The following is a 22,709-nucleotide window of genomic DNA, read 5'->3' as shown; positions in this document are numbered from 1 at the left end:
CCAGCGGTACCGACCAAAGTGCGCTGGAAATCTGATTAACCAAAGTAACCACCCAATGGGCGCTTTCTATGGCTCGGGGATCTTACAACCTTTTGGAGCGTAAAAACAATGATGTTCGCATACATGCTTAAGGCTAGAAAAAACTCAGGAATCAAAGACTTGTTCTTTTGGTGTGACGAAAAAACGGAAGCGCGGGCAAAACTTCGTCTTCAAATTGCTATGGAAGATGCTGAAATCGAAGTTGGTCGTGGCCATGATTATCAGTTACCAATCCGCACTGACGTACCTGTATTTGATGACTTACCAAAGGAAGGCGTACTGGATGAAACCTGGTGCGACCGCTACGAACTGGGCGATGACAGCAAGACCTGGCAGAAGATTGCTGCTGCCGAATCAAAAGAGCCTGAAACGAAAACCGTCGAAACCACCAGCGATGTGAAAGTACCTTCCCGTGAACAGGTTTCTGAGCGCCTGGATGAAATGCGCAACCTTAGTGATGATGACATTATCGACACTTGCAAGCTGCCGCTCGCAACACAGATCGCTCACTTCTGGCTGGGTGGCATGTATACAGCTACGCCGATTGAGCGCAAGGCAGCAACTGCAGCGGCCATGGATACTGATAACAGCTATCTGCAAAATGTCATTCTGGCTTTCAACTCAGTTGAGTCCTGCAAACATTGCTACGACCACATCCGTCAGGGCCTGATAGAAAACATCCACACTATTTGGCCTATTGATGGAAAATCGCCTGAGCTCAACCTGGTTCTGACATTCACTCAGGAATGGATGGCTGCTATCAACGACAGCTCCGACACTGATGGAGTGAAGCGCAAATCAGTTACGGAGAAATGGCTTACCCGTTATCGCAAAGAACGTACATCATCAGGTGCGACTGCTGGTGGCCTGAATAAGACCGATCGTTCTCCTGACCTTGAGCACACTCTTGATACTCTCGACGAGGAAATTGCGTGCGCCCTTCTGCCTATGGATTTTAATATCTATAACATCCCAGGCAGCATTCACCGCCGCGGTAAAGAGATGGTGGCTGCCAAAGAATCCCCGTGGAAAGAATGGTCACGCAAGCTGCGTCACTGCCCTGGCATTCTCGATTATTCCCGCGCCGCTATCTTCGCTGTTGTGCGCAGTGCTGCACCAAACATTCACATGATGCCAGGTACTCACCAGGCATGGATTAACGCGAAGTTAACTGAAACTGACCACGCAAATCCAAGTGCAGAAACACTGGCAATTGCTATGGGTTCGGCAGCAACAGGCGCCAGCATTGAAACCAGTAATCATGCGAGCTCCGAGCAAGCCAGTCCCGATTTGGACAGCACCTCAATTCAACCGGAAGTTAAGCGTATTAGCGCAACTGTATTTTCAATTGAAGGACTGATGGGTGATCAGAAAATTGATAACCCGGCCATCAATACCCCATCAAATGAAGTCGAGAAACAAGAAAAACAACCTGTGGAAACTGTAAACGATGAGCCGATGGAAACGACTGACGGTAACGAAATCGCGAGTGGTGTTGAGATTTCAGCAGGCGAAAGTATTGCTGCAGATGGTGAAGAAGTCATTGTCATAGAGCAGCCAACTGCTGAGTTCCCTGCTTACTTTGAGCCAGGCCGCTATGAAGGTTTGCCAAACGAGGTTTATCACGGCGCCAACGGTATCAGCAGTACTCAGGTGAAAGATGCGCGTGTGAGCCTGATGTATTTCCACGGCCGACATATTGCCAAAACCATTGGCCGCGAAACCAGCGAAGCATTCACGTTCGGCACTCTCGTGCACGCACTGGCTCTTGAACCTGAAACGCTGGAAACAGACTTTGCTGTTTTCCCTGGCATTCCAGATGGTGCGTTTACCAATACTGATTCGTTAAAAGCCTTCATTCGTGAATACAACGAAGGAAAAGACAAATCAGAACAGCTGAAACTGACCGGTACTAAAGATGTTCTGTCTTCAGCCATCCTGACGGTGAAGCCTGATGCCATCTTTGCAGATGAATTCGAGCAGCAATGGAATGAAGCCAATCAGGACAAAATCATACTGAGTGAACGCCAGCTCACCCATGCGAAAGCAATTCAGCAGGCGCTGTTCAACCACCCTTCTGCTGGTCAGCTACTGCAGCATCCTAACCGGGCGAACGAAGTCAGTTATTTCGGCATGGATGAGGAAACTGGTTTAGAAGTTCGCGTTCGTCCCGATCTAGAGATTGATATGAGCGGCGTTCGTATCGGCGTAGACCTCAAAACAATCAGCTTGGGAAAAGTGAAGCAGGACTTCCTGCGCGCAAAACTGCATCGCGAAATCATTGAGCGTGATTACCACCTCAGTGCTGCGATGTACTGCGATGTCGCCGACTTCAACCAGTTCTTCTGGATCTTCGTGAACAAAGACGAGGGTTACCACTGGGTGGCGATTATTGAAGCATCCGAAGAGCTGCTGGAGCTTGGCAGACTGGAATACCGGAAGGCGATAAACGCCATTAGCAACGCCCTCGATACCAATGTGTGGCCAGCACCGATTGCAGAAGACTACACCGACGAACTGAATGATTTTGACCTGCGCCGTCTTGAATCACTGCGCCTGGCATAAGGGGAAATGAACATGCAAAACACCAATATCGTAACGGCTGAACAGCAGGCTCCAAATACCATTTCTGCCAGCAACGCAATTTTTAACGTTCAGGCGCTCGGGCAGTTAACCGCATTTGCGAATCTCATGGCTGATTCACAGGTAACAGTCCCTGCGCATCTGGCAGGTAAACCAGCTGATTGTATGGCTATCGTTATGCAGGCCATGCAATGGGGGATGAATCCTTACGCCGTGGCTCAAAAGACACACCTTGTAAATGGAGTGTTGGGGTATGAAGCTCAGCTGGTAAATGCGGTCATTGCCAGTTCAAGCGCCATTCAGGGGCGTTTCCATTACCGTTACGGCGGTGAATGGGAGCGCTGCACCACGACCAAAGAAGTTACGCGTGAAAAGACCGGTAAAAATGGTAAATACACAGTCACAGAGCGCGTTCGCGGTTGGAGTGATGAAGACGAGTTGGGTTTATATGTCCAGGTGGGAGCGATCCTTCGCGGAGAGAGTGAGGTTACCTGGGGTGAACCAGTTTATCTTTCAGGTGTTGTGACGCGTAACTCCCCGTTGTGGGTATCTAACCCTAAGCAACAGATCGCTTACTTGGGCGTTAAGTACTGGGCTCGCCTGTACTGCCCTGAGGTCATTCTGGGTGTTTACAGCCCGGAAGATATAGAACAAAAGCCAGAGCGTGAAATTAACCCGGTTCCAGCCCAGCGAGTGAGCCTGAAAGAGATTGCCAGCGACTCAGTGGCCACAACCACCAGCGCGCAGGAATCCACAGCAAACATCAATGTCCTGGCTGATGAGTTCCGCGATCGTATTGAAGCTGTTCAGGATGTTGATGCGGCTAAAGCAATTCGTATAGATGTTGAGTCTGCCAAACCTACCCTGGGCAATGCTATCTACACGGAACTGAAAAACAAAGCCGTGGCACGTTATCACCGCGTGGACCATAAGAACCGCATTGAAGCTGCAATTAACTCGCTTCCAAATCCGGGGGAACCTGACGCAGCAGAACGCTTTATGGATGTTGAGCGAGCTCTTAATTCAGCTAAGCGCCACCTGGGAGACGAACTGCACGATCGGTTCACCATCACCCTCGCTGATATGAAACCAGAATACGTTGGCTAATAACTAAGTCGGGAGGGTTCGCCCTCCCTGCATGGAGTTCCTATGAGTCTCAAACATCGCTTACCAAAACTGGAAGCCAGCATTGACCAGGCGGCGCTGCGTAAAGCCGCAGATGAATACTCTGATTTACTGCTCACATTGTGCTTATGCATGAAGGTTTCAGGCCCGACACGCTCAAGCATTCGTGCATGTGCAACTGCTTTGAAAATGCGACTAACCACATGGCATAGCCAGAAAGAGCTCAATGCAATCCTTAGCAACTGGGACCCGGTTGGTTACGTGTTGGGCCTACGCCGTGAAGCCAACGAAGCCGCGCGAAGCGTAGGCGATCCGACTGACACTTTTGTTTAGGGCTGAATATGAGTGACATCATTGATAGTGCAAGTGATTTGGAAGAGTTACAACGTAACGCGGCGTTAAGCCTCATGCGCATCAACCAGAGTGCCGTATCAGCAACACATTGCAAGGAGTGCGATGAGGAACTGCCGGAGGCTCGCCGGATTGCAATCCCTGGCTGCCAGTTGTGCGCCAGTTGCAAAGAGATTGAGGAGTTGCGCGGGAAAATTCGGAGGTAAGCGTGTTCCGAATAATTCGCCCAAACACGGTATACGCAGACCTGCACGGCGAGCCCTGCGTTATCAACAGGGCTACAGCCACCGAAGTTTATTACCGGCGGCGTGGCAGGAACTGCATAGCAAGCATGGATCGTTTTAATCAGGACTTCGAGCTGCTGACGCGAGAAGAGGCAGAGATTATCAAACGAGACATTGAACAAGCCGAACATATAGCAAAACTGCGAGCCCAAAGAGCTGTTGCGGTTTGATTTCGAAATATCATTTTAAACGGCCCCGGTCGGGGCCAGTGGAGATAACAATGTTGAATGGGCAATCACATGCAATCGCAATTACCCCTGTAGTGATTAATCGTGTAACCGTGCAGCAACTGCTGGGTGGGATTTCACGTACAACATTCTGGCGTAAGCGCCAGCAGTGGGAGCAAGCTGGCACACCTTTCCCGAATAAAGCTCCTGGTACCAATCCTGGACGCGGTGGAGAACAATATCGCTATAGCGATGTAATGCGTTTTCTGACTAGTCAGGGGTTAGTTGAGTCAACACATGACTGAATGTGTGCAGCAAGGAGATCCAACGCTTCTTGCTGCTCTCTCAAGTAACTATGCTGGTCGTAAACGGCAAGAACGCCACCAAGTTTATGGCCAAGCACTTTTTCCGACACATGCGGTGCTATGCCAAGTTCACTCATTTTTGTTTTCGCCGTACGCCGCAGGTCATGTATTGCCCAATGCTCAATATCCATAACGTCACGAAGTTGTTTAGCCATATTGAGCAGAACACCGGCTGACATTGGCCTGTCTTCTTTGATTGCGGCCGGTGGAAACACCTGAGAAAAGTCTTTGTATAAATTAAATGCAATCTCAAGCAACTCTACGGCTTTATGCGACAATCCACGTTCGAATGGCTCTCTTGTCTTTGAGTTCTCGTCCGGAACTCGCCAAATCCTACCCTTCAAGTCAAACTCTGATTTCTTAGCCAGACGAAGCTCTACGCCGCGACAAGCGGTAAGCAAAAGCAGTTTGAGAAACAACTGGTTCTGATAAGTGATCGTTGACGCTTCAACCGTCTTCCAGAAGGCACTAATTTCACTATCACTAAAGTTCCGCTTCCCGCTTTTCGCAGGTTTACCCACATCGATTATGCGCAAGTCAGCCACAGGGTTTCTCTTGATCATCTCTGTACGGATGCAATATGAAAATATTGTCTTCATGCGAGACAACACCTCCCCTGAAAAAGTCTCCGCACCATTCTCACGCATTCTCTTGAAAACTGGCTGCCAATGCGAGATAGCCATGTCATCAACAATCATGTTACCGACATAAGTGATAACGTGTCTTTTGAGCGCCCTATCCCAATGGTCACGCTTTACAAGCCGACTTGCTGAGGCGCTTCCCAGCCACGCATTAATGCAGTCTTCAACAGTCGCAGCCTGAATGTTGGTTTCAATCTGCATATCTCGAACCGTTATAGGATCGCGTCCAACCGATACGAGTTTGCGATATTCAGCGACGAGCTCGCGCGCTTCTTTCAGTGACAGTTCATCATATTGCCCAAGGGTCATTCGCCTTGGCTTACCATCAATTTTGTATCGGTACTGAAAGGCGATTACCCCTGTTGGAGTGACTCGAACAGATAAGCCATTAACGTCGGATAACTCAATACGCTTGAGGATAGGCTTACCATTAATCTTCCTGAGCTTTGCATCCGTTAGCATGTGTACACCCTGATAACTGTGTACATCTCTGTGTACACGATTTTTACGGCACGAACTGGAATAAGATAAAACGGAGTGAAACACCGGAATGGCGAAGAGTCAATGATAACGGGGCTTTAGCTTAGATAAATGAAACGGGGAGTAACAAGGGGAAACACTAGAGGTGGTCTATACGCAAGATCACATGCAACGTTTATTTTGCTTTAGTTTCAATTGGTTGCGCAGCCATCTCGCCTACAATTGCAAGGCCGACTGCACAATTTATGCGCGAGCGTGCGGTTCACAGCTTCGCGACGGTTGGGAATAGTATCACTTTCAAGAGGGAATGTCGCGCTTTGCGACCGGAAGGTCTCGTCTGACAATAGGAATAACCACCTGTTTTATCTTCATTTTAGGGGCGATTGCTAAGGGTGCTTATTAATTCAATGAAAACATGTGGCTTAACATTAATAAGTTTTTCTAACGTTTTAAGTCAAATGATTTTCATGATGTACAAGCGATGTTCCAGACATAAAAAAACCGGGCTTCATGCTCGGCTTTTTATTTCATGCAGAATTAAAATGGAGTAAAAAATTATGTATTCCGCACAAAGGGATAATAAAACTTACTTGTTAAGACCACTCACCTGCAACCAGAGTATGGACATTAAAAGCATCATCCATAGATTGCCCTGTAGATTGTGCGCCAGGTTGAATATTAGAACCAGCTTCAATATCGGTTGCATGCCATACGGCAGTAGGAGCGGTTTCTGTTGTTGTGGTAGAAGCAGGCGCTGCAGCAAATGCGCCAAATGAAAGCACCGAAAGTGCAATAGCTACAGTGGCATATTTAATATTTTTCATAATCTTTATTCTCTTATTTATTTGTGGGCCAGCAAGTTATTATCTCGCTACAAAACAAGAGTAGATCCAGATCACACTTTTGACAAGGCTAATGACTTATCAATTCGTGTCAAATATATAGAAGATATGACTAAAGAGATGATTAAGGAGAAATTATGGAGAAAATTAGTTAGGTTTGTTTTTTATTTAAAATAAAACGGAGGACCAAAATAATATTAGCACATATTGATAATTTAAAACAATAAAGCCGGGCATGACCCGGCTTTGCCAATTACATCTTATAACCAAGCGTCACTGCAGTGCGGCGATCGGTGTGCTCAGGTGCAGAATCTGGCGGATTGGAGTTCCAGGTGACGTTATAACCCACCCGCAAACCGAAGTGCTCATTGATAGCAACTTCGAGCGCCGTTTCAGAGTTGACCGTCGTATCTTCACTACCCAGCACAGAAACGCCCTGGATAAATTTAGCATTGTCGGTCAATTGCCAGTTATAGATACCGGATGCATAACCCAGCGCCTGAGTCTTGTGGTCGCCATCTGCGTATTCGTCGTAACGAACGCCAGGACCGAATTCCACACGCAAACTGTGCACCGGCCCGCTAAGGAACTGACGACCGTAACCCGCGGTGAGGACATCCCTGGCTTGATAACCGTTGAAACGGTCCGTCAACCAGCTTCCCTGGCCAAACAAGTAATCGCTGTCTGTCATGTTGTAACGGCTACGACCGCCCAGTGCGTAAGTCTCAGAAGAGCGCTGATCGTTAGCAGAGGTATTGTTTGCGTTGCCCCACAGAGACCATGCGGTAGAGGTGTTATACCAGGTCAGGTTGGAGTTCGCCGTCAATGAGGAGCTTGTTGTGTTACCTGATTGAGCAAGGTAGCCCGCGTTCAGATTACCTTCGAAAGGTTTTTTGGCGGTGGATGGGTCATCCATGACAGTGAAAACCGAATTATCTGCAATTGCAAAGTGACTCAATAGCGCACTTCCGGTCAGCAAAATAGCAGCCGGTACTGTCTTAACAAAATTCATTTAATCGTCCGTACAACATAAAAAGAAACCATCAAGGTTCCGGAATCTTTTCTGTGGATCAAATATTTATGAGCCAAGAAAGGTTACAAATTATAAAAAAGCCCGAATAACATAGCAATGAATTCTTCTTTCATTTTTTGAATAAGAGATCTCTTAAAACATGTTTATTTTCATAAACATAGAGATCGGTTGCTTTTTACAAATCATTCGATAAATCATGATGTTAATCGACATTCGACATCCTGAAACAGTGCTACGCTTTATCCCAATGCTAAATTAAGGAGGATATATGACACGCATTTACACTTTGACTCTCGCCCCTTCTCTCGACAGCGCAACACTCACCGCACAAATTTATCCCGAAGGGAAACTACGTTGTACCGCACCCGTTTTTGAACCAGGCGGTGGTGGCATTAACGTTGCGCGGGCGATTGCTCATCTTGGCGGGCAGGCAACCGCCATTTTCCCGTCAGGAGGTGCCACCGGAGAACACCTTTGCAACCTGCTTTTAGATGAACACGTTGCTATTGATACTGTTGAGGCACATAACTGGACGCGGCAAAACCTGCATGTTCACGCGCAATCAACAGGCGAGCAATACCGTTTCGTCATGCCAGGCGCCGCACTGAGCGATCACGAATTTCGCCTTCTTGAAGAAAAAGTGCTGACCATAGAATCCGGCTCCATTCTGGTCATAAGCGGCAGCCTGCCGCCAGGCATAGATGTCGCTGAACTCTGCGCATTAGTCAAAACCGCGCAAAAATCCGGAATACGCTGCATTGTCGATAGCTCTGGTGAGGCGTTAAAAGCCACGCTTGAAATAGGAGGTATCGAACTGGTCAAACCCAATCAAAAAGAGCTGAGTGCGCTGGTGAATCGCGACCTCACGCAACCTGATGATGTCCGCAAAGCAGCACAAGAAATTGTCGATAGCGGTAAAGCCAAATGTGTCGTGGTCTCACTTGGCCCACAAGGTGCGCTGGGCGTTGATGCCAGCGCATGTGTGCAGGTCGTTCCGCCGCCGGTGAAAAGCCAAAGCACCGTTGGCGCGGGTGATAGCATGGTTGGAGCGATGACCCTGAAACTTGCTGAAAATGCGCCGCTATTAGATATGGTTCGTTTTGGTGTCGCCGCAGGTAGTGCCGCAACGCTTAACCAGGGAACACGTTTGTGCTCGCTGGAAAACACCCAAAAAATCTACGACTACTTGCGAAGTTAACGAGTCGGGTACGCGCTGGGCGACTTGTCGTTTCGTCAAAAGTCGCCATTTTGCGCAGAAAGGCTATGCTAAAACCTTCGGGATAACAACGAGGTGAATCATGAGTAACGGAGACATTGAACGCTATGTCATCACATTAAAATTTCAGGAACATAACCTCACCGACCTTAATGAGTTAAATAACCATCTGACGCGCGGAGGTTTTTTGCTCACACTGTCTGATGACGAAGGTAAGGTACACGAATTAGGTATCAACACCTTCGGTTTAATTAGCCCTTTAAGCCCGAAAGAAGTGGAAGAGTTAGCCTGTGGTCTTGGCAAACTGGCATTGGGCGTGGAGCCAGAAGTTTCTGTCACGACCTGGGATGCCTGGCAACAAGAGAGTAAATAGCTTTGTTTCAAATATCATGACCGGGGATGTGCGTTAGTTCGAAGTTTGACCCGGTTAACAGCGATAAGCTAATGATCTACCAGAAAACCTGGGGAGAAGTATCATGTGGCAAGCCATTAGTCGTCTGTTAAGTGAACAACTCGGCACCGCTGAAATCGAACATCGCACAGAATTACCCGGCGGAGAAATTCATGCCGCCTGGCGTATTCACTATGCCGGTCATGAGATCTTTGTCAAAAGCGACGCTCGCGAGATGTTACCCATTTTCACCGCCGAAGCCGATCAGCTTGAGTTACTGTCGCGCAGTAATACGGTGCGAGTCCCCAAAGTGTGGGCGCTCGGCAGCGATCGAGATTACAGCTTCCTGCTGCTCGAATACCTGCCCGCTAAACCGCTGGATGCGCATAACGCCTTTTTGCTGGGGCAACAGCTGGCACGTTTGCATGAATGGAGTGACCAACCGCAGTTTGGGCTAGATTTTGATAACGATCTTTCTACCACGCCGCAGCCGAATGCCTGGCAACGACGCTGGTCCACATTCTTTGCCGAACAACGTATCGGTTGGCAGCTTGAACTCGCCGCAGAAAAAGGGATCCAGTTTGGTGATATCGACTTAATTGTCGAGTTTGTTCATCAAGCTCTTGCCTCCCACCAGCCGCAACCTTCTTTATTACACGGTGATTTGTGGTCGGGGAATTGCGCGATGGGCCCGGATGGGCCATTTATCTACGATCCGGCATGCTACTGGGGTGACAGAGAGTGCGATTTAGCCATGTTGCCTTTGCACCCGGATCAACCCCCACAAATTTATGATGGTTATCAGTCAGTTTGTCCCCTTCCTTCCGATTTCCTCTTACGCCAGCCGATTTACCAACTCTATACCCTGCTCAACCGTGCAATTTTGTTCGGCGGTCAGCATTTAGTGGTCGCGCAAAAAGCGCTTGATAGAGTTCTGGCCGCGTAAAAAACTTGCCACTCCCGCGCATCAGGAGTGGCGTTTTTCTAGATAAAGCCCAATAAAGAAAAGAAGAAGTAACCGATGACGATGATAATGACAGGTAAAATATAGAGCGGGAAAATTTGCAGGAATATCGTGTGTCGTGGCACCACAATTTTGCTGTCGATTTGCTCTTTGGTTAATCCGTCCGGTCCTTTTGCCTGTTCCAGAATCAACTGATCCTGCACACCTTCGCGCAGAAACTTCGCCTGGCGGCTCATGCGTGCGCCCGATGCCTGTAGCGCAAGACCCACAAATATCAGCGCGTAGATCACCCAAAACAGCACATTAGCTTGTTGATGGAACTCCGGCTGGGGCGAGTTGTACCAGAAGAAATTCAAAAATGGCGTATTAAAACGCATCATCTCAATCATGACGTGCGCGAAATCCAGCATCACGGCATTAATGCCCGCCTGTTTTTCGCTATGTTCATACATGAACTTCAAAATTGAAATCAGTGTTGAAATCACTGCCGGGATGAAAATTACCCAGCCAGCCACACGTTTGAGTACGGCAATGCGTCCAGCTTGTTGATACGTCATTCGTTCCCCTTTGGTTAAGACGCAACTTGTACGCACAAAGTTTACCTCGTCTGGTGTGATTTCGCCTGAGCTTTGCGGGCGATTTTCACAAAGCGGTGGCATCAATGCGTAATTCCAGCTATTCATAAGGGATCTTATTGGTAATGCACAAAGACAGGAGTCGATAAATGGCTGCAACGCGCCAGATTTTAGCTGCAATTTTTGATATGGACGGTTTGCTGATTGATTCAGAACCATTATGGGACGAGGCGGAGCTGGAAGTGATGGCAAGCCTGGGTGTGGATATTTCACGCCGTTGCGAACTGCCCGATACGCTCGGTCTGCGTATCGATCTGGTGGTCGATTTATGGTTTGCCCAACAACCATGGAATGGTCCAGACCGCGAAGAAGTCACCCAACGCGTTATTACGCGGGCGATTAGCCTGGTTGATGAAAAGCGCCCCATTTTACCCGGCGTTCGCGAAGCCATTGCGTTATGTAAAGCACAAGGTCTGAAAGTCGGTCTGGCTTCGGCATCGCCGCTGCATATGCTTGAGCGAGTCCTCGAAATGTTTGACCTGCGTGACCAATTTGATGCCATTGCGTCCGCTGAACATCTCCCGTACAGCAAGCCACATCCGCAAGTTTATCTCGATGCTGCCGCAAAACTGGGAGTTGATCCGCTGACGTGTGTCACACTCGAAGATTCGGTTAACGGCATGATTGCCACCAAAGCGGCCCGCATGCGATCAATTGTGGTTCCCGCCGAAGAAAACCGTAGTGATGAGCGCTGGTGCCTGGCGAATGCCAAACTCTCCTCGCTGACAGAATTACGCGCCGAACATTTGCTGGGTTAATCATTTTAAGATGCGGGACTACCCCCGCATCTTTCTCAAAACGCTACCTGCGTCAAAATTATTGAAACGTCATTTCAATTAAGTTTGAGTTTCTGCAATCCCCTACCTATCCTTAATTTACACGCGCAAATGCGCATTTCCGGATACCGGGGTAACTATGATTCTCGATGCTTTTAATCTGCAAGGCAAAGTCGCTATCGTCACGGGTTGCGATACCGGGCTTGGCCAGGGAATGGCGATTGGCCTTGCCGAGGCCGGCTGCGATATCGTCAGTGTGAATCGCAAAGTCCCGCAAGAGACAGCGCAAAAAGTGCAGGCGTTGGGCCGACGGTTTATGGCAATCCAGGCAGATTTGAGCCAGCAAGACGCCATAGCCAGTATCGTAGAACAAGCCGTCGCTGGTATGGGGAAAATCGATATCCTGGTCAACAACGCCGGCACTATTCGCCGTGAGGATGCCCTTGAATTTAGCGAGAAGAATTGGGATGACGTGATGAACCTGAATATTAAATCGCTGTTCTTTCTCTCACAGGCGGTAGCAAAGCAGTTCATTAAGCAAGGAGGCGGCGGCAAAATTATTAACATCGCTTCCATGCTTTCGTTCCAGGGCGGCATACGCGTCCCTTCTTATACAGCATCGAAAAGCGCAGTTCTGGGTGTCACGCGTCTGCTGGCAAACGAATGGGCGCAACACAACATTAATGTGAATGCCATCGCGCCAGGATACATGGCGACCAACAATACTCAACAGCTCCGCGATGATGAACAACGTAGCCAGGAAATTCTCGACCGTATTCCCGCTGGCCGTTGGGGGCTTCCTGCCGACCTGCAAGGCCCGATTGTGTTTCTTGCATCCAGCGCTTCTGATTACGTCAATGGTTACACCGTTGCCGTCGATGGAGGCTGGCTAGCCCGCTAAACATGCCGCCGCCGGGCAATCGGCGGTTGCAAAATGTTACGCCGTCACCTCTTCCGTCTACTGTATAAAAACCCTATACTGTATGAATCGACAGTTTTCATCCAGGTAGTATCATGACGGCGGAAGGCCACCTTCTTTTTTCCATTGCCTGTGCAGTATTTGCTAAAAATGCTGAACTCACGCCAGTGCTCGCTCAGGGCGACTGGTGGCATATTGTGCCGTCAGCGATTTTGACCTGTTTACTACCGGATATCGACCATCCCAAGTCATTCCTCGGCCAACGCTTACCCTGGATTTCCAAACCGATAGCCCGCGCCTGCGGCCATCGTGGTTTTACACACAGTTTGTTCGCGGTGTTTGCAGGCCTTGCGTTGTTCTATCTCAAGGTTCCTGAAACCTGGCTGATCCCCGCCGATGCGCTGCAAGGCATGGTATTGGGCTATTTAAGCCATATTCTGGCGGACATGCTGACCCCCGCTGGCGTTCCATTGCTCTGGCCATGCCGCTGGCGCTTTCGTTTCCCGATAATCAGGCCGCAAAAAGGCAATCAGCTTGAACGCGCCTTATGCATGGTGTTATTCGGGCTGGCTGTATGGATGCCACAAAGCGTGCCCGATAACAGTGCAGTGCGCTGGTCATCACATATGATAATTTCGCTGCAAATGACCTTTAATAGTTTTTTAAATAACCACCTGGAACAATAATTAGGCGAAATAACTCAAAACGTAATAATCAATTCCTTTTGAATATAAGACTCGTTCTGAGCTTCTGGTACGATTTACCCAATAAAGATGGCAAACAGTCCATCTATTGGTAAAACACTCAGGAGATACGGGATGAACTTTCCACTTATAGCGAACGTTATCGTGTTCGTTATTCTGCTGCTGTTGCTGGCGCAAACTCGCCACAAACAGTGGAGTCTGGCGAAGAAAGTACTGCTTGGTTTAGTAATTGGTGTGGTCTTTGGCCTTGCACTGCACACCATTTATGGCGAAGACAGCCCAGTACTGAAGCAATCTATCCAATGGTTCAACATCGTCGGTAACGGCTATGTACAACTACTGCAAATGATCGTGATGCCATTAGTGTTCGCCTCAATTCTGAGCGCGGTTGCACGTCTGCATAACGCATCGTCTTTGGGAAAAATCAGTTTCCTGACCATCGGCACTTTGCTGTTTACCACGCTGATTTCAGCGCTGGTCGGCGTGTTAGTCACCAACCTGTTTGGTTTGACGGCTGAAGGACTGGTTCAAGGGACTGCGGAAACTGCACGCCTGAGCGCCATCGAAACCACATACGTGGGCAAAGTGGCCGACCTGAACGTGCCACAGCTGATTCTGTCCTTCGTACCGAAAAACCCGTTTGCTGACCTGACCGGTGCGAATCCAACTTCCATTATTAGTGTGGTGATTTTCGCCGCCTTCCTGGGTGTTGCTGCACTGAAATTGCTGAAAGATGACGCACCTAAAGGTGAACGCGTCCTGGTGGCGATTGATACGCTGCAAAGCTGGGTAATGAAGCTGGTTCGTCTGGTCATGCAACTGACGCCATACGGCGTGCTCGCCCTGATGACCAAAGTCGTTGCCGGTTCAAACCTGCAAGACATCATCAAACTTGGCAGCTTCGTGGTCGCCTCCTACCTCGGCCTGGCGATCATGTTCGGTGTACATGCGATTCTGCTGGCGGTAAATGGCGTTAGCCCACTGAAATACTTCCGTAAAGTATGGCCAGTGCTGACCTTTGCCTTCACCAGCCGCTCCAGTGCTGCAAGTATCCCATTGAACGTTGAAGCGCAAACGCGTCGTCTGGGTGTGCCTGAATCTATCGCAAGCTTTGCTGCATCCTTTGGTGCGACCATCGGTCAGAACGGTTGTGCGGGTCTGTACCCGGCAATGTTGGCAGTCATGGTAGCGCCTACCGTGGGTATCAACCCGCTGGATCCGGTATGGATTGCAACGTTAGTTGGTATTGTGACCGTTAGCTCCGCAGGCGTTGCCGGTGTGGGTGGCGGTGCAACCTTCGCCGCGCTGATTGTACTGCCAGCGATGGGCTTGCCGGTCACATTGGTCGCGTTGCTGATTTCTGTTGAACCGCTTATCGATATGGGCCGTACCGCCCTGAACGTCAGCGGCTCCATGACTGCCGGTACTATCACCAGCCAGTTGATGAAACAAACCGATAAAGAAGTCATGAATAGTGATGAAGAAGCAGAACTGGCGCATCGCTAACCAGTAGCTAAATCACCACAGAATCTGCGACAATAAAACGGCTCCCGAAACAGGGGGCCGTTTTTTTATTTATAACTTAGAGCACCCGCATAGGGAGCCAAACCCAATTGCCGCCTACGGACTTTCTTTCATGAAACGATTCTGCATACTGTTGTTCTTTTTTTTATCAACGGCCTGGGCCGAAACGCCCGACAGCCCTTATTTAAAGCAGGCTCAGGCAGGCGACAGCCGCGCTCAGTTTTATCTCGCCGATACCCTTTTTAGCGCAGGCGAATACCAGCAGGCTGAAGACTGGGCTGCAAAATCTGCGGCGCAAGGCGATGCTGATGCACTCGCCCTTCTGGCGCAGCTAAAAATTCATAACCCGGCAACGGCGGATTACCAACAGGCTAAATCATTAGCTGAGCAGGCAGTACAACGGGGCAGCAAAACCGGCGAAGTCACGCTCGCACGCCTTCTGGTAAACACACAAGCCGGTAAACCTGATTACCCTGCCGCCATAAAACTACTGGAAAGCGCGTCGCAGGACCTTGAAAGTGACTCCGCGGTGGATGCGCAGATGTTCTTGGGTTTGCTTTATGCCAATGGCGTGGGCATTGCCCAGGACGATGAGCAAGCCACATTCTGGTTCAAGCGCAGCTCAGCACTCTCGCGCACCGGTTATGCCGAATACTGGGCAGGCATGTTGTTTTTAAACGGTGAGAAAGGGTTTATTGCTGCCAATAAGCAACGCGCATTGCAGTGGCTAAACCTGAGCTGTACGGAAGGTTTTGATACCGGCTGTGAAGAGTTTGAGACAATCAGTAACGGCGGGTAACCCCGCCATTACGGCAATAGCAAATCCGATAATCCCTCAGGAAATCTCGTTTTCATGCCTGACTTGCATCGCCCAACGTTGAGCCGCCTCTGGTAAGGTAAATGGCGGTGACTGGCGGAACGCGTTCCCCACCAGCACAAATGCCACATAGCGATTGCGTAGCATCCACACATCCTTAAATCCTTCTACACGCCAGGCATGGGCTGGCGGCACGGGTTCAACACGCGGTTGATACGTAATAACGGGACGAGTATTCGGTTGGCGCAAAGGTTTCATAGGCAATGGAATCAAAACTAAATTGATGAACAACTTCACTATGATAGCGGAGAACTGCCCTTCTCGTCTCGCGTTGAGATGACCTTGTCCTATAGTTAAAGATGTTTTGATCATACCAAGCATCTTTATAACAAGACTAAATCAGGAGAAGTGTTCAATGTCGACGAACGATAAACATCCGCTTAGCCACAATGCACCGATACATGACGCCAATGAATCAAAACCCGGAATGGATTCGCTGGCACCCGAAGACGGCTCACACCGCCCTTCCGCAGAACCGACGCCACCCGGTGCACAGCCCACCGCTGCGGGGAGTTTCAAAAGCCCGGATACTTCCAATGAAAAGCTGAAATCGCTCGATGTGCATCGCAAAGACGGTGAAAACTTCCCGCTCACCACCAACCAGGGTGTGCGCATCGCCGACGATCAAAATTCACTGCGCGCAGGTACGCGTGGGCCTACGCTCCTGGAAGATTTTATCCTGCGGGAAAAAATCACCCATTTTGACCATGAACGTATTCCCGAGCGTATCGTTCACGCCCGCGGTTCAGCAGCGCATGGCTATTTCCAGCCGTATAAAAATTTATCTGATGTCACGAAAGCCGATTTCTTATCTGACCCTGACAAAATCACCCCGGTATTCGTTCGATTTTCTACCGTCCAGGGCGGCGCTGGCTCCGCCGATACCGTGCGTGATATTCGTGGATTTGCCACCAAGTTCTACACCGAAGAAGGGATTTTCGATTTAGTCGGTAACAACACCCCGGTGTTTTTCATTCAGGACGCGCATAAGTTTCCGGATTTTGTGCATGCCGTTAAACCCGAGCCGCACTGGGCTATCCCGCAAGGCGGCAGCGCCCACGACACCTTCTGGGATTATGTTTCGCTTCAACCCGAAACGTTGCACAACGTCATCTGGGCGATGTCTGACCGTGGTTTACCGCGTAGTTATCGCACCATGGAAGGTTTTGGGATCCATACCTTCCGCATGATTAACGCCGAAGGTAAAGCCACTTTCGTGCGCTTCCACTGGAAACCGACCGCCGGCAAAGCCTCTCTTATCTGGGATGAGTCGCAAAAACTCACGGGCCGTGACCCGGACTTCCACCGTCGCGATCTCTGGGAATCTATCGAGGCAGGCGATTTCCCGGAATACGAACTGGGGCTGCAATTAATTCCAGAAGAAGACGAATTCAAGTATGACTTTGACCTGTTGGACCCCACTAAACTGATCCCTGAAGAACTGGTCCCGGTTCACCTGGTGGGCAAAATGACGCTTAATCGCAACCCGGATAATTTCTTTGCCGAAAACGAACAGGCGGCGTTCCATCCGGGCCATATTGTTCCTGGACTCGATTTCAGTAATGACCCGCTCTTGCAGGGGCGCTTGTTCTCATACACCGATACACAAATCAGCCGTCTGGGTGGGCCAAACTTCCACGAAATCCCGATTAACCGCCCAACCTGCCCGTATCACAACTTCCAGCGTGACGGCATGCACCGCATGGATATCGACAGCAATCCGGCAAACTACGAGCCGAATTCAATTAACGATAACTGGCCGCGTGAAACGCCTCCTGGCCCGAAACGCGGAGGTTTCGAAAGCTACCAGACGCGCGTTGAAGGGCATAAAATCCGTGAGCGCAGCCCATCATTTGGTGAATATTACTCCCATCCGCGCCTGTTCTGGCAAAGCCAGACGCCAGTTGAACAACAGCATATTATCAGCGCGTTTAGCTTTGAATTATCGAAGGTCGTCAGACCCTATATTCGTGAACGCGTGCTCGATCACCTCACACGTATCGATATTTCCCTCGCTCAGCCGGTTGCGGAAAACCTCGGCATCGAACTATCACACGAGCAAATGCATGTCGCACCGCCGAAAGACGTCAACGGATTGAAGAAAGACCCGAGCCTCAGCCTTTATGCGGTGCCGAGTGGTTCCGTAAAAGGCCGTGTTGTGGCGATTTTGCTCAGTGAAAAAGCGAATGCAGCGGATGTGCTGGCGACCATGAAAGCGTTAAAAAGTGAAGGCGTGCACACCAAATTGCTGTTTGCCCGTATGGGTGAAGTGGCTGCTGATGACGGTTCTCTATTGCCCATCGACGCAACCTTTGCGGGTTCACCTTCGGTCACAGTCGATGCGGTCATTGTGCCGGGAGGCGACCTGAGTTCAATTCTCGATAATGGGGATGCGGCTTACTATTTACTCGAAGCCTATAAGCACTTAAAAGTAATTGGTCTCGCAGGGGATGCCCGCCAGTTCAAATCTAAACTGGCGATTGATGCGCAGGGTGAAGAAGGTGTTGTAGAAGGTGACACCGTCACAAAATCATTTACCGATGATTTCCTGAAATCTTTAGCCGCCCACCGCGTCTGGTCACGGCATAACAAAATCGCTCATATCCCGGCATAAGCCATAAAAAAAGCCGTCACATCAGTGACGGCTTTTTCAGAAATAACGGGAATTATTTCTTAGTCTGCGGATCGGTATCGTACTCAGCACAAGTCTGATAACCCGAATTCATCACATGCCCGGTGTCATCAAGTGCGACGAAATAAGTTTCTGTTTTGCCATCGCGCTGGCCAAGAATATAAGTCTGGCAAGTTCCGCGCGCGTGAATCATGGTCACTTCAGAAGAAGGCTTACCGGCAACCTGCTGCACTTGCTCACGGCTCATGCCTTTTTTCACATCTTTCACGACTGGCGTCGCGACCTGATCTTTTGTGCGGTCATATGCCGTACAACCCGCAAGCATAGTCATCACCGCTGCTGCACCTAAAATTCCTGCAAAAGTCTTGTTCATATTTTATCCTCGTTTTTCAGGGTATTGCTCATGCGTGTTAGATAAGCCTGGAATATAAAAGAGGTTTTATCAACTAAGCAGACCAAATGAACAAATTTTAGGATTATTATACAAAACACCATGTTAGCGCTAAATCGCTCTAAATCGCGCCAAATGGTTCCCATGCCCCCGCATGAGTCTTGTCGTTTTACCTACAAAAGGTTAGTTTTAATCAATCTACCTGCACGCGCAGGTGAATTTCAATCGGAGGGTTTAAATGGCTCTGCAACAAGAGATTATCCAGGCACTAGGGGTTAAACCGCAGATCGATCCTGCACAAGAAATTCGTGTCAGCGTCGATTTTTTGAAGGCCTATCTGAAAAAATATCCCTTTATTAAATCTCTGGTGCTGGGCATCAGCGGCGGTCAGGATTCAACCTTGACCGGCAAACTGTGCCAGACCGCCATCAGCGAACTGCGCGAAGAAACCGGTGACGAGAGCTACCAGTTCATTGCGGTGCGCTTGCCGTTTGGCGTGCAGGCCGATGAGCAAGATTGTCAGGACGCCATCACCTTTATCCAGCCCGACCGCGTATTAACCGTGAACATCAAAGGTGCTGTGCTTGCGAGCGAACAAGCGCTGCGCGAAGCGGGTATCGAACTGAGCGATTTTATTCGCGGCAACGAAAAAGCCCGCGAACGTATGAAAGCGCAATACAGCATTGCCGGAATGACCAAAGGCGTGGTGGTCGGGACTGACCATGGCGCAGAAGCGGTAACAGGTTTCTTCACCAAATACGGCGATGGTGGCACCGATATCAACCCAATCTTCCGTCTGAATAAACGTCAGGGTAAAGCGTTGCTTAAAACCCTGGGCTGCCCGGAGCATTTATACCAGAAAGCGCCAACGGCTGACCTCGAAGACGATCGCCCTTCTCTGCCGGACGAAGCCGCACTGGGTGTGACTTACGAGCAGATTGATGATTACCTTGAAGGCAAAACGCTTGATGAAGGCACCAGCAAAATCATTGAAGGCTGGTATCTGAAAACCGAACACAAGCGTCGCACGCCGATCACTGTGTTTGATGATTTCTGGAAATAACCCTTTCTGAAAATAGCGTCGGATGACGCTGCGCTTATCCGACCTACGAAAACCCGTTCTCGCGTGTAGGTCGGATAAGCAAAGCGTCATCCGACAATACCTCTCTGGAAATACATGGACACCTCTGCAAAACGCGCCACGGCCTTTGGTCTGCTGGCCATTCTCCTCTGGAGTACCTCGGTTGGTTTACTGCGAAGTATCAGCGAACATTTTGGCCCGGTTGGCGGCGCGGCGCTGATTTACACCGTCAGCGCAATTTGCCTGTGCCTGGCTCGCGGTTTACCCAAAGTCCGTGAAATCCCTCAGCGATATTTATGGATTGGCGGCACTTTATTTGTCACTTATGAAATTTTCCTCGCCTTAGCGATTGGCCTGGCACACACCCGCACGCAGTCTTTAGAACTCGGGATGATTAATTACCTGTGGCCGAGCCTGACCATCTTACTGGCGCTGTTTATCAACCAGCAGCGTAGCAGCCTGTGGTTATGGCCGGGGCTTGCACTTTCGCTTGCGGGTATCGTCCAGGTGATGAAAGGGCACGGTGACTGGTCGCCGCTGCAAATGTGGCACAACATTCTCGATAACCCATTGGCGTACGGCCTGGCGTTTGCCGCAGCACTCATTTGGGCGCTGTACTGCAATATTACGCGCCGCTGGAGTGACGGGAAGAACGGCGTTTCACTGTTTTTCTGCGCCACCGCCGCGGTGCTGTGGGTAAAATTTGCCTTCGTGAGCGAAGCGCCGATTCACTTTACGCTGCCTGCAACGCTGCAACTGTTGTTTATGGGGGCTTCCACGGCAATAGCCTATTCGGCCTGGAACCACGGTATTCAGCGCGGAAATATGACGTTACTGGCGACGGCCTCGTACTTTACGCCGGTGCTTTCGGCGTTAATGGCGAGTTTGTGGTTAGGTTTGCATCCGGGCTGGGGATTCTGGCAGGGTGTGATGATGGTGGTCGGCGGGTCATTGTTGTGCTGGTTAGCGACCCGCCGTTATAGTTAACGCGTTATTTCACCATCGGTAGTTTAAGATCATGCTGTTGCGCGCATTCAATGGCGCTCGCATAACCCGCATCGGCGTGGCGCATCACGCCAGTTGCCGGGTCATTCCACAATACGCGCCCCAAACGCACGTCCGCTTCCGGTGTGCCATCGGCCACAATCACCACTCCGGCATGTTGCGAGAAGCCCATTCCCACGCCGCCGCCGTGATGCAAACTCACCCAGGTCGCACCGCCTGCGGTATTTAACAGTGCGTTCAGCAATGGCCAGTCGGAAACCGCATCAGAACCATCTTTCATTGATTCCGTTTCACGGTTGGGTGATGCCACCGAGCCACAATCCAGATGGTCGCGCCCGATAACCACCGGTGCTTTCAGCTCGCCGTTGCGCACCATTTCGTTAAACGCCAGCCCGGCAAGATGACGCTCTCCCAGTCCCAGCCAGCAAATACGCGCCGGTAATCCCTGGAAAGCAATGCGTTCTTGCGCCATATCCAGCCAACGATGCAAGTTCTGGTTATCCGGGAATAACTCTTTGAGTTTGGCGTCTGTTTTCGCAATATCTTCCGCATCGCCCGACAGCGCCACCCAGCGGAATGGCCCTTTGCCTTCGCAGAACAGCGGGCGAATATAGGCCGGAACGAAGCCAGGGAAATCAAAGGCATTTTCCACGCCTTCATCGAAAGCCACCTGGCGAATATTATTGCCATAATCCACCGTCGGGACGCCCATTTCCCAGAAATCAAGCATCGCACGAACGTGCACGGCCATTGACTCACGCGCCGCTTTTTCTACTGCTTTAGGTTGCGTGGATCTTTCCCTCTGCCAGCGATCCACCGTCCAGCCCAACGGCAAATAACCGTTGATCGGATCGTGTGCCGACGTTTGGTCGGTCACGATGTCAGGCTTGATCCCACCCGCTTTCGCGCGTTTGACCAGTTCAGGCAAAATTTCTGCCGCGTTACCCAGCAGGCCCACAGATATAGCTTTTTTCTCCGCATTGGCCTGCTCAATAATCGCTAACGCTTCATCCAGATTCGTCGCTTTATAATCCAGGTAACGGGTACGCAGGCGGAAATCAATACGCGACTCCTGGCACTCGATAGCTAAAACAGAAGCCCCGGCCAGAACACCCGCCAGCGGCTGTGCGCCGCCCATTCCGCCCAGGCCCGCAGTCAGAATCCATTTGCCGCGTAAATCACCGCCGTAATGCTGGCGGCCTGCTTCGGCAAAGGTTTCAAAGGTGCCCTGCACAATGCCCTGCGCCCCGATGTAAATCCACGAGCCGGCGGTCATCTGGCCGTACATCATCAGCCCGGCTTTATCCAGCTCATGGAAATGATCCCAGTTAGCCCAATGCGGCACAAGGTTTGAGTTGGCAATCAATACCCTCGGCGCATCCGCGTGAGTGCGGAAAATACCCACCGGTTTACCGGATTGCACCAGCAGTGTTTCATCGGCTTTAAGCGTGCGCAGCGAGGCAAGGATCTGCTCGAAGCATTCCCAGTTGCGTGCCGCTTTGCCGATCCCGCCGTACACCACCAGATCCTCCGGGCGCTCGGCGACATCCGGATCGAGATTGTTCTGGATCATGCGGTAAGCCGCTTCGATCAACCAGTTTTCGCAGTGCAGTGTGGTGCCATGTGGAGCGCGTACCGTGCGGGCTACCGCCTGTTTTACAGATTCAGTCATTGTAGTGGCTCC

At 50.2% G+C, this 22,709-nt stretch carries 23 protein-coding genes and 1 pseudogene; 17 read left to right on the top strand and 7 right to left on the bottom strand.

The window, feature by feature from the left end; genetic code table 11:
• Positions 1-123 precede the first annotated feature (123 nt).
• From M2371_RS09635 to M2371_RS09610, 6 genes and pseudogenes are all read left to right on the top strand, one after another.
• A complete protein-coding gene (locus tag M2371_RS09635) occupies positions 124-2,604 on the top strand; it encodes a PD-(D/E)XK nuclease-like domain-containing protein (RefSeq protein WP_404979383.1) in 2,481 nt (826 codons plus the stop codon).
• Positions 2,561-3,729: pseudogene (locus M2371_RS09630) on the top strand (RecT family recombinase). Before M2371_RS09635 ends, M2371_RS09630 begins: the two are co-directional and overlap by 44 nt.
• Before the next feature lie 42 nt (positions 3,730-3,771).
• Complete coding sequence (locus M2371_RS09625) at positions 3,772-4,080, top strand: hypothetical protein (RefSeq protein ID WP_259267553.1); 309 nt, start codon at positions 3,772-3,774, stop codon at positions 4,078-4,080.
• 8 nt (positions 4,081-4,088) lie between these two features.
• Entirely contained in the window at positions 4,089-4,304 is a 216-nt protein-coding gene (locus tag M2371_RS09620) for a TraR/DksA family transcriptional regulator (protein WP_259267552.1), read from the top strand.
• Positions 4,305-4,306: 2 nt separating this feature from the next.
• Positions 4,307-4,552 carry a DUF4222 domain-containing protein gene (locus M2371_RS09615; protein WP_259267551.1) on the top strand — a complete coding sequence of 82 codons (246 nt, stop codon included), beginning with the start codon at positions 4,307-4,309 and terminating at the stop codon, positions 4,550-4,552.
• 50 nt (positions 4,553-4,602) lie between these two features.
• Positions 4,603-4,854, top strand: a complete 252-nt coding sequence (locus tag M2371_RS09610) for a hypothetical protein (RefSeq protein ID WP_259267550.1) — start codon at positions 4,603-4,605, stop codon at positions 4,852-4,854.
• Here M2371_RS09610 and M2371_RS09605 read toward each other — a convergent pair.
• The 3 genes from M2371_RS09605 to M2371_RS09595 all read right to left on the bottom strand — a co-directional run bounded on the left by M2371_RS09605 (position 4,824) and on the right by M2371_RS09595 (position 7,889).
• Positions 4,824-6,017 (bottom strand): site-specific integrase, encoded by a 1,194-nt coding sequence (locus M2371_RS09605; RefSeq protein WP_259267549.1) that lies wholly within the window; start codon positions 6,015-6,017, stop codon positions 4,824-4,826. The two genes, M2371_RS09610 and M2371_RS09605, sit on opposite strands and share 31 nt — an antisense overlap.
• Before the next feature lie 611 nt (positions 6,018-6,628).
• A complete protein-coding gene (locus M2371_RS09600; RefSeq protein WP_172894663.1) occupies positions 6,629-6,859 on the bottom strand; it encodes a hypothetical protein in 231 nt (76 codons plus the stop codon).
• A gap of 271 nt (positions 6,860-7,130) precedes the next feature.
• Positions 7,131-7,889, bottom strand: coding sequence for a YdiY family protein (locus M2371_RS09595; protein WP_034494794.1), 759 nt, complete (start codon positions 7,887-7,889; stop codon positions 7,131-7,133).
• A 289-nt stretch (positions 7,890-8,178) separates the two neighbouring features.
• Between M2371_RS09595 and pfkB the strand changes: the two genes are divergently transcribed.
• From pfkB to M2371_RS09580, 3 genes are all read left to right on the top strand, one after another.
• Positions 8,179-9,108: a 6-phosphofructokinase II gene (gene pfkB, locus M2371_RS09590; protein ID WP_259267548.1), complete on the top strand. Its 930-nt coding sequence runs from the start codon at positions 8,179-8,181 to the stop codon at positions 9,106-9,108.
• A 100-nt stretch (positions 9,109-9,208) separates the two neighbouring features.
• Complete coding sequence (ghoS, locus tag M2371_RS09585) at positions 9,209-9,499, top strand: type V toxin-antitoxin system endoribonuclease antitoxin GhoS (protein ID WP_172894668.1); 291 nt, start codon at positions 9,209-9,211, stop codon at positions 9,497-9,499.
• Positions 9,500-9,602: 103 nt separating this feature from the next.
• The gene (locus M2371_RS09580) at positions 9,603-10,463 is read left to right on the top strand and encodes a fructosamine kinase family protein (RefSeq protein ID WP_172894671.1); all 861 of its coding nucleotides are present in this window, start codon (positions 9,603-9,605) and stop codon (positions 10,461-10,463) included.
• Between the two features lie 38 nt (positions 10,464-10,501).
• Here M2371_RS09580 and M2371_RS09575 read toward each other — a convergent pair whose 3' ends face one another.
• A complete protein-coding gene (locus tag M2371_RS09575) occupies positions 10,502-11,038 on the bottom strand; it encodes a YniB family protein (RefSeq protein WP_034494787.1) in 537 nt (178 codons plus the stop codon).
• A gap of 167 nt (positions 11,039-11,205) precedes the next feature.
• Here M2371_RS09575 and hxpB point away from each other — a divergent pair, with 167 nt between their 5' ends.
• From hxpB to M2371_RS09550, 5 genes are all read left to right on the top strand, one after another.
• On the top strand, positions 11,206-11,874 hold the full coding sequence (gene hxpB / locus M2371_RS09570; protein WP_259267547.1) for a hexitol phosphatase HxpB: 669 nt from the start codon (positions 11,206-11,208) through the stop codon (positions 11,872-11,874).
• Between the two features lie 157 nt (positions 11,875-12,031).
• Positions 12,032-12,793 (top strand): 2-dehydro-3-deoxy-D-gluconate 5-dehydrogenase KduD, encoded by a 762-nt coding sequence (kduD, locus tag M2371_RS09565; RefSeq protein ID WP_259267546.1) that lies wholly within the window; start codon positions 12,032-12,034, stop codon positions 12,791-12,793.
• A gap of 113 nt (positions 12,794-12,906) precedes the next feature.
• Positions 12,907-13,497 (top strand): metal-dependent hydrolase, encoded by a 591-nt coding sequence (locus M2371_RS09560; protein WP_034494782.1) that lies wholly within the window; start codon positions 12,907-12,909, stop codon positions 13,495-13,497.
• 132 nt (positions 13,498-13,629) lie between these two features.
• A complete protein-coding gene (locus M2371_RS09555; protein ID WP_034494781.1) occupies positions 13,630-15,021 on the top strand; it encodes an L-cystine transporter in 1,392 nt (463 codons plus the stop codon).
• Positions 15,022-15,151: 130 nt separating this feature from the next.
• Positions 15,152-15,838, top strand: coding sequence for a tetratricopeptide repeat protein (locus tag M2371_RS09550; RefSeq protein ID WP_172894678.1), 687 nt, complete (start codon positions 15,152-15,154; stop codon positions 15,836-15,838).
• A gap of 36 nt (positions 15,839-15,874) precedes the next feature.
• Here M2371_RS09550 and cedA read toward each other — a convergent pair whose 3' ends face one another.
• Positions 15,875-16,114: a cell division activator CedA gene (gene cedA / locus M2371_RS09545; RefSeq protein WP_034494779.1), complete on the bottom strand. Its 240-nt coding sequence runs from the start codon at positions 16,112-16,114 to the stop codon at positions 15,875-15,877.
• A gap of 157 nt (positions 16,115-16,271) precedes the next feature.
• Between cedA and katE the strand changes: the two genes are divergently transcribed.
• Positions 16,272-18,530 (top strand): catalase HPII, encoded by a 2,259-nt coding sequence (gene katE, locus M2371_RS09540; RefSeq protein WP_259267545.1) that lies wholly within the window; start codon positions 16,272-16,274, stop codon positions 18,528-18,530.
• A 52-nt stretch (positions 18,531-18,582) separates the two neighbouring features.
• Here the strand turns inward: katE and osmE are convergent, their stop codons facing one another.
• The gene (osmE, locus tag M2371_RS09535) at positions 18,583-18,921 is read right to left on the bottom strand and encodes an osmotically-inducible lipoprotein OsmE (RefSeq protein ID WP_034494777.1); all 339 of its coding nucleotides are present in this window, start codon (positions 18,919-18,921) and stop codon (positions 18,583-18,585) included.
• A 256-nt stretch (positions 18,922-19,177) separates the two neighbouring features.
• On the opposite strand from osmE, the gene nadE reads away from it, so the two are divergent.
• Positions 19,178-20,002, top strand: coding sequence for an ammonia-dependent NAD(+) synthetase (gene nadE, locus M2371_RS09530; protein WP_259267544.1), 825 nt, complete (start codon positions 19,178-19,180; stop codon positions 20,000-20,002).
• Positions 20,003-20,116: 114 nt separating this feature from the next.
• Positions 20,117-21,007 carry an aromatic amino acid DMT transporter YddG gene (gene yddG, locus M2371_RS09525; RefSeq protein WP_259267543.1) on the top strand — a complete coding sequence of 297 codons (891 nt, stop codon included), beginning with the start codon at positions 20,117-20,119 and terminating at the stop codon, positions 21,005-21,007.
• Between the two features lie 4 nt (positions 21,008-21,011).
• On the opposite strand, the gene hutU is transcribed toward yddG, so the two are convergent.
• The gene (gene hutU / locus M2371_RS09520) at positions 21,012-22,697 is read right to left on the bottom strand and encodes a urocanate hydratase (RefSeq protein ID WP_259267542.1); all 1,686 of its coding nucleotides are present in this window, start codon (positions 22,695-22,697) and stop codon (positions 21,012-21,014) included.
• Between the last annotated feature and the right edge of the window lie 12 nt (positions 22,698-22,709).

The organism is Buttiauxella sp. BIGb0471 (genome assembly GCF_024807715.1).
Lineage (GTDB): Bacteria > Pseudomonadota > Gammaproteobacteria > Enterobacterales > Enterobacteriaceae > Buttiauxella > Buttiauxella agrestis.
Note: the sequence above shows the minus strand (reverse complement) of the source record. Positions and strands in the feature narration are given on the sequence as shown.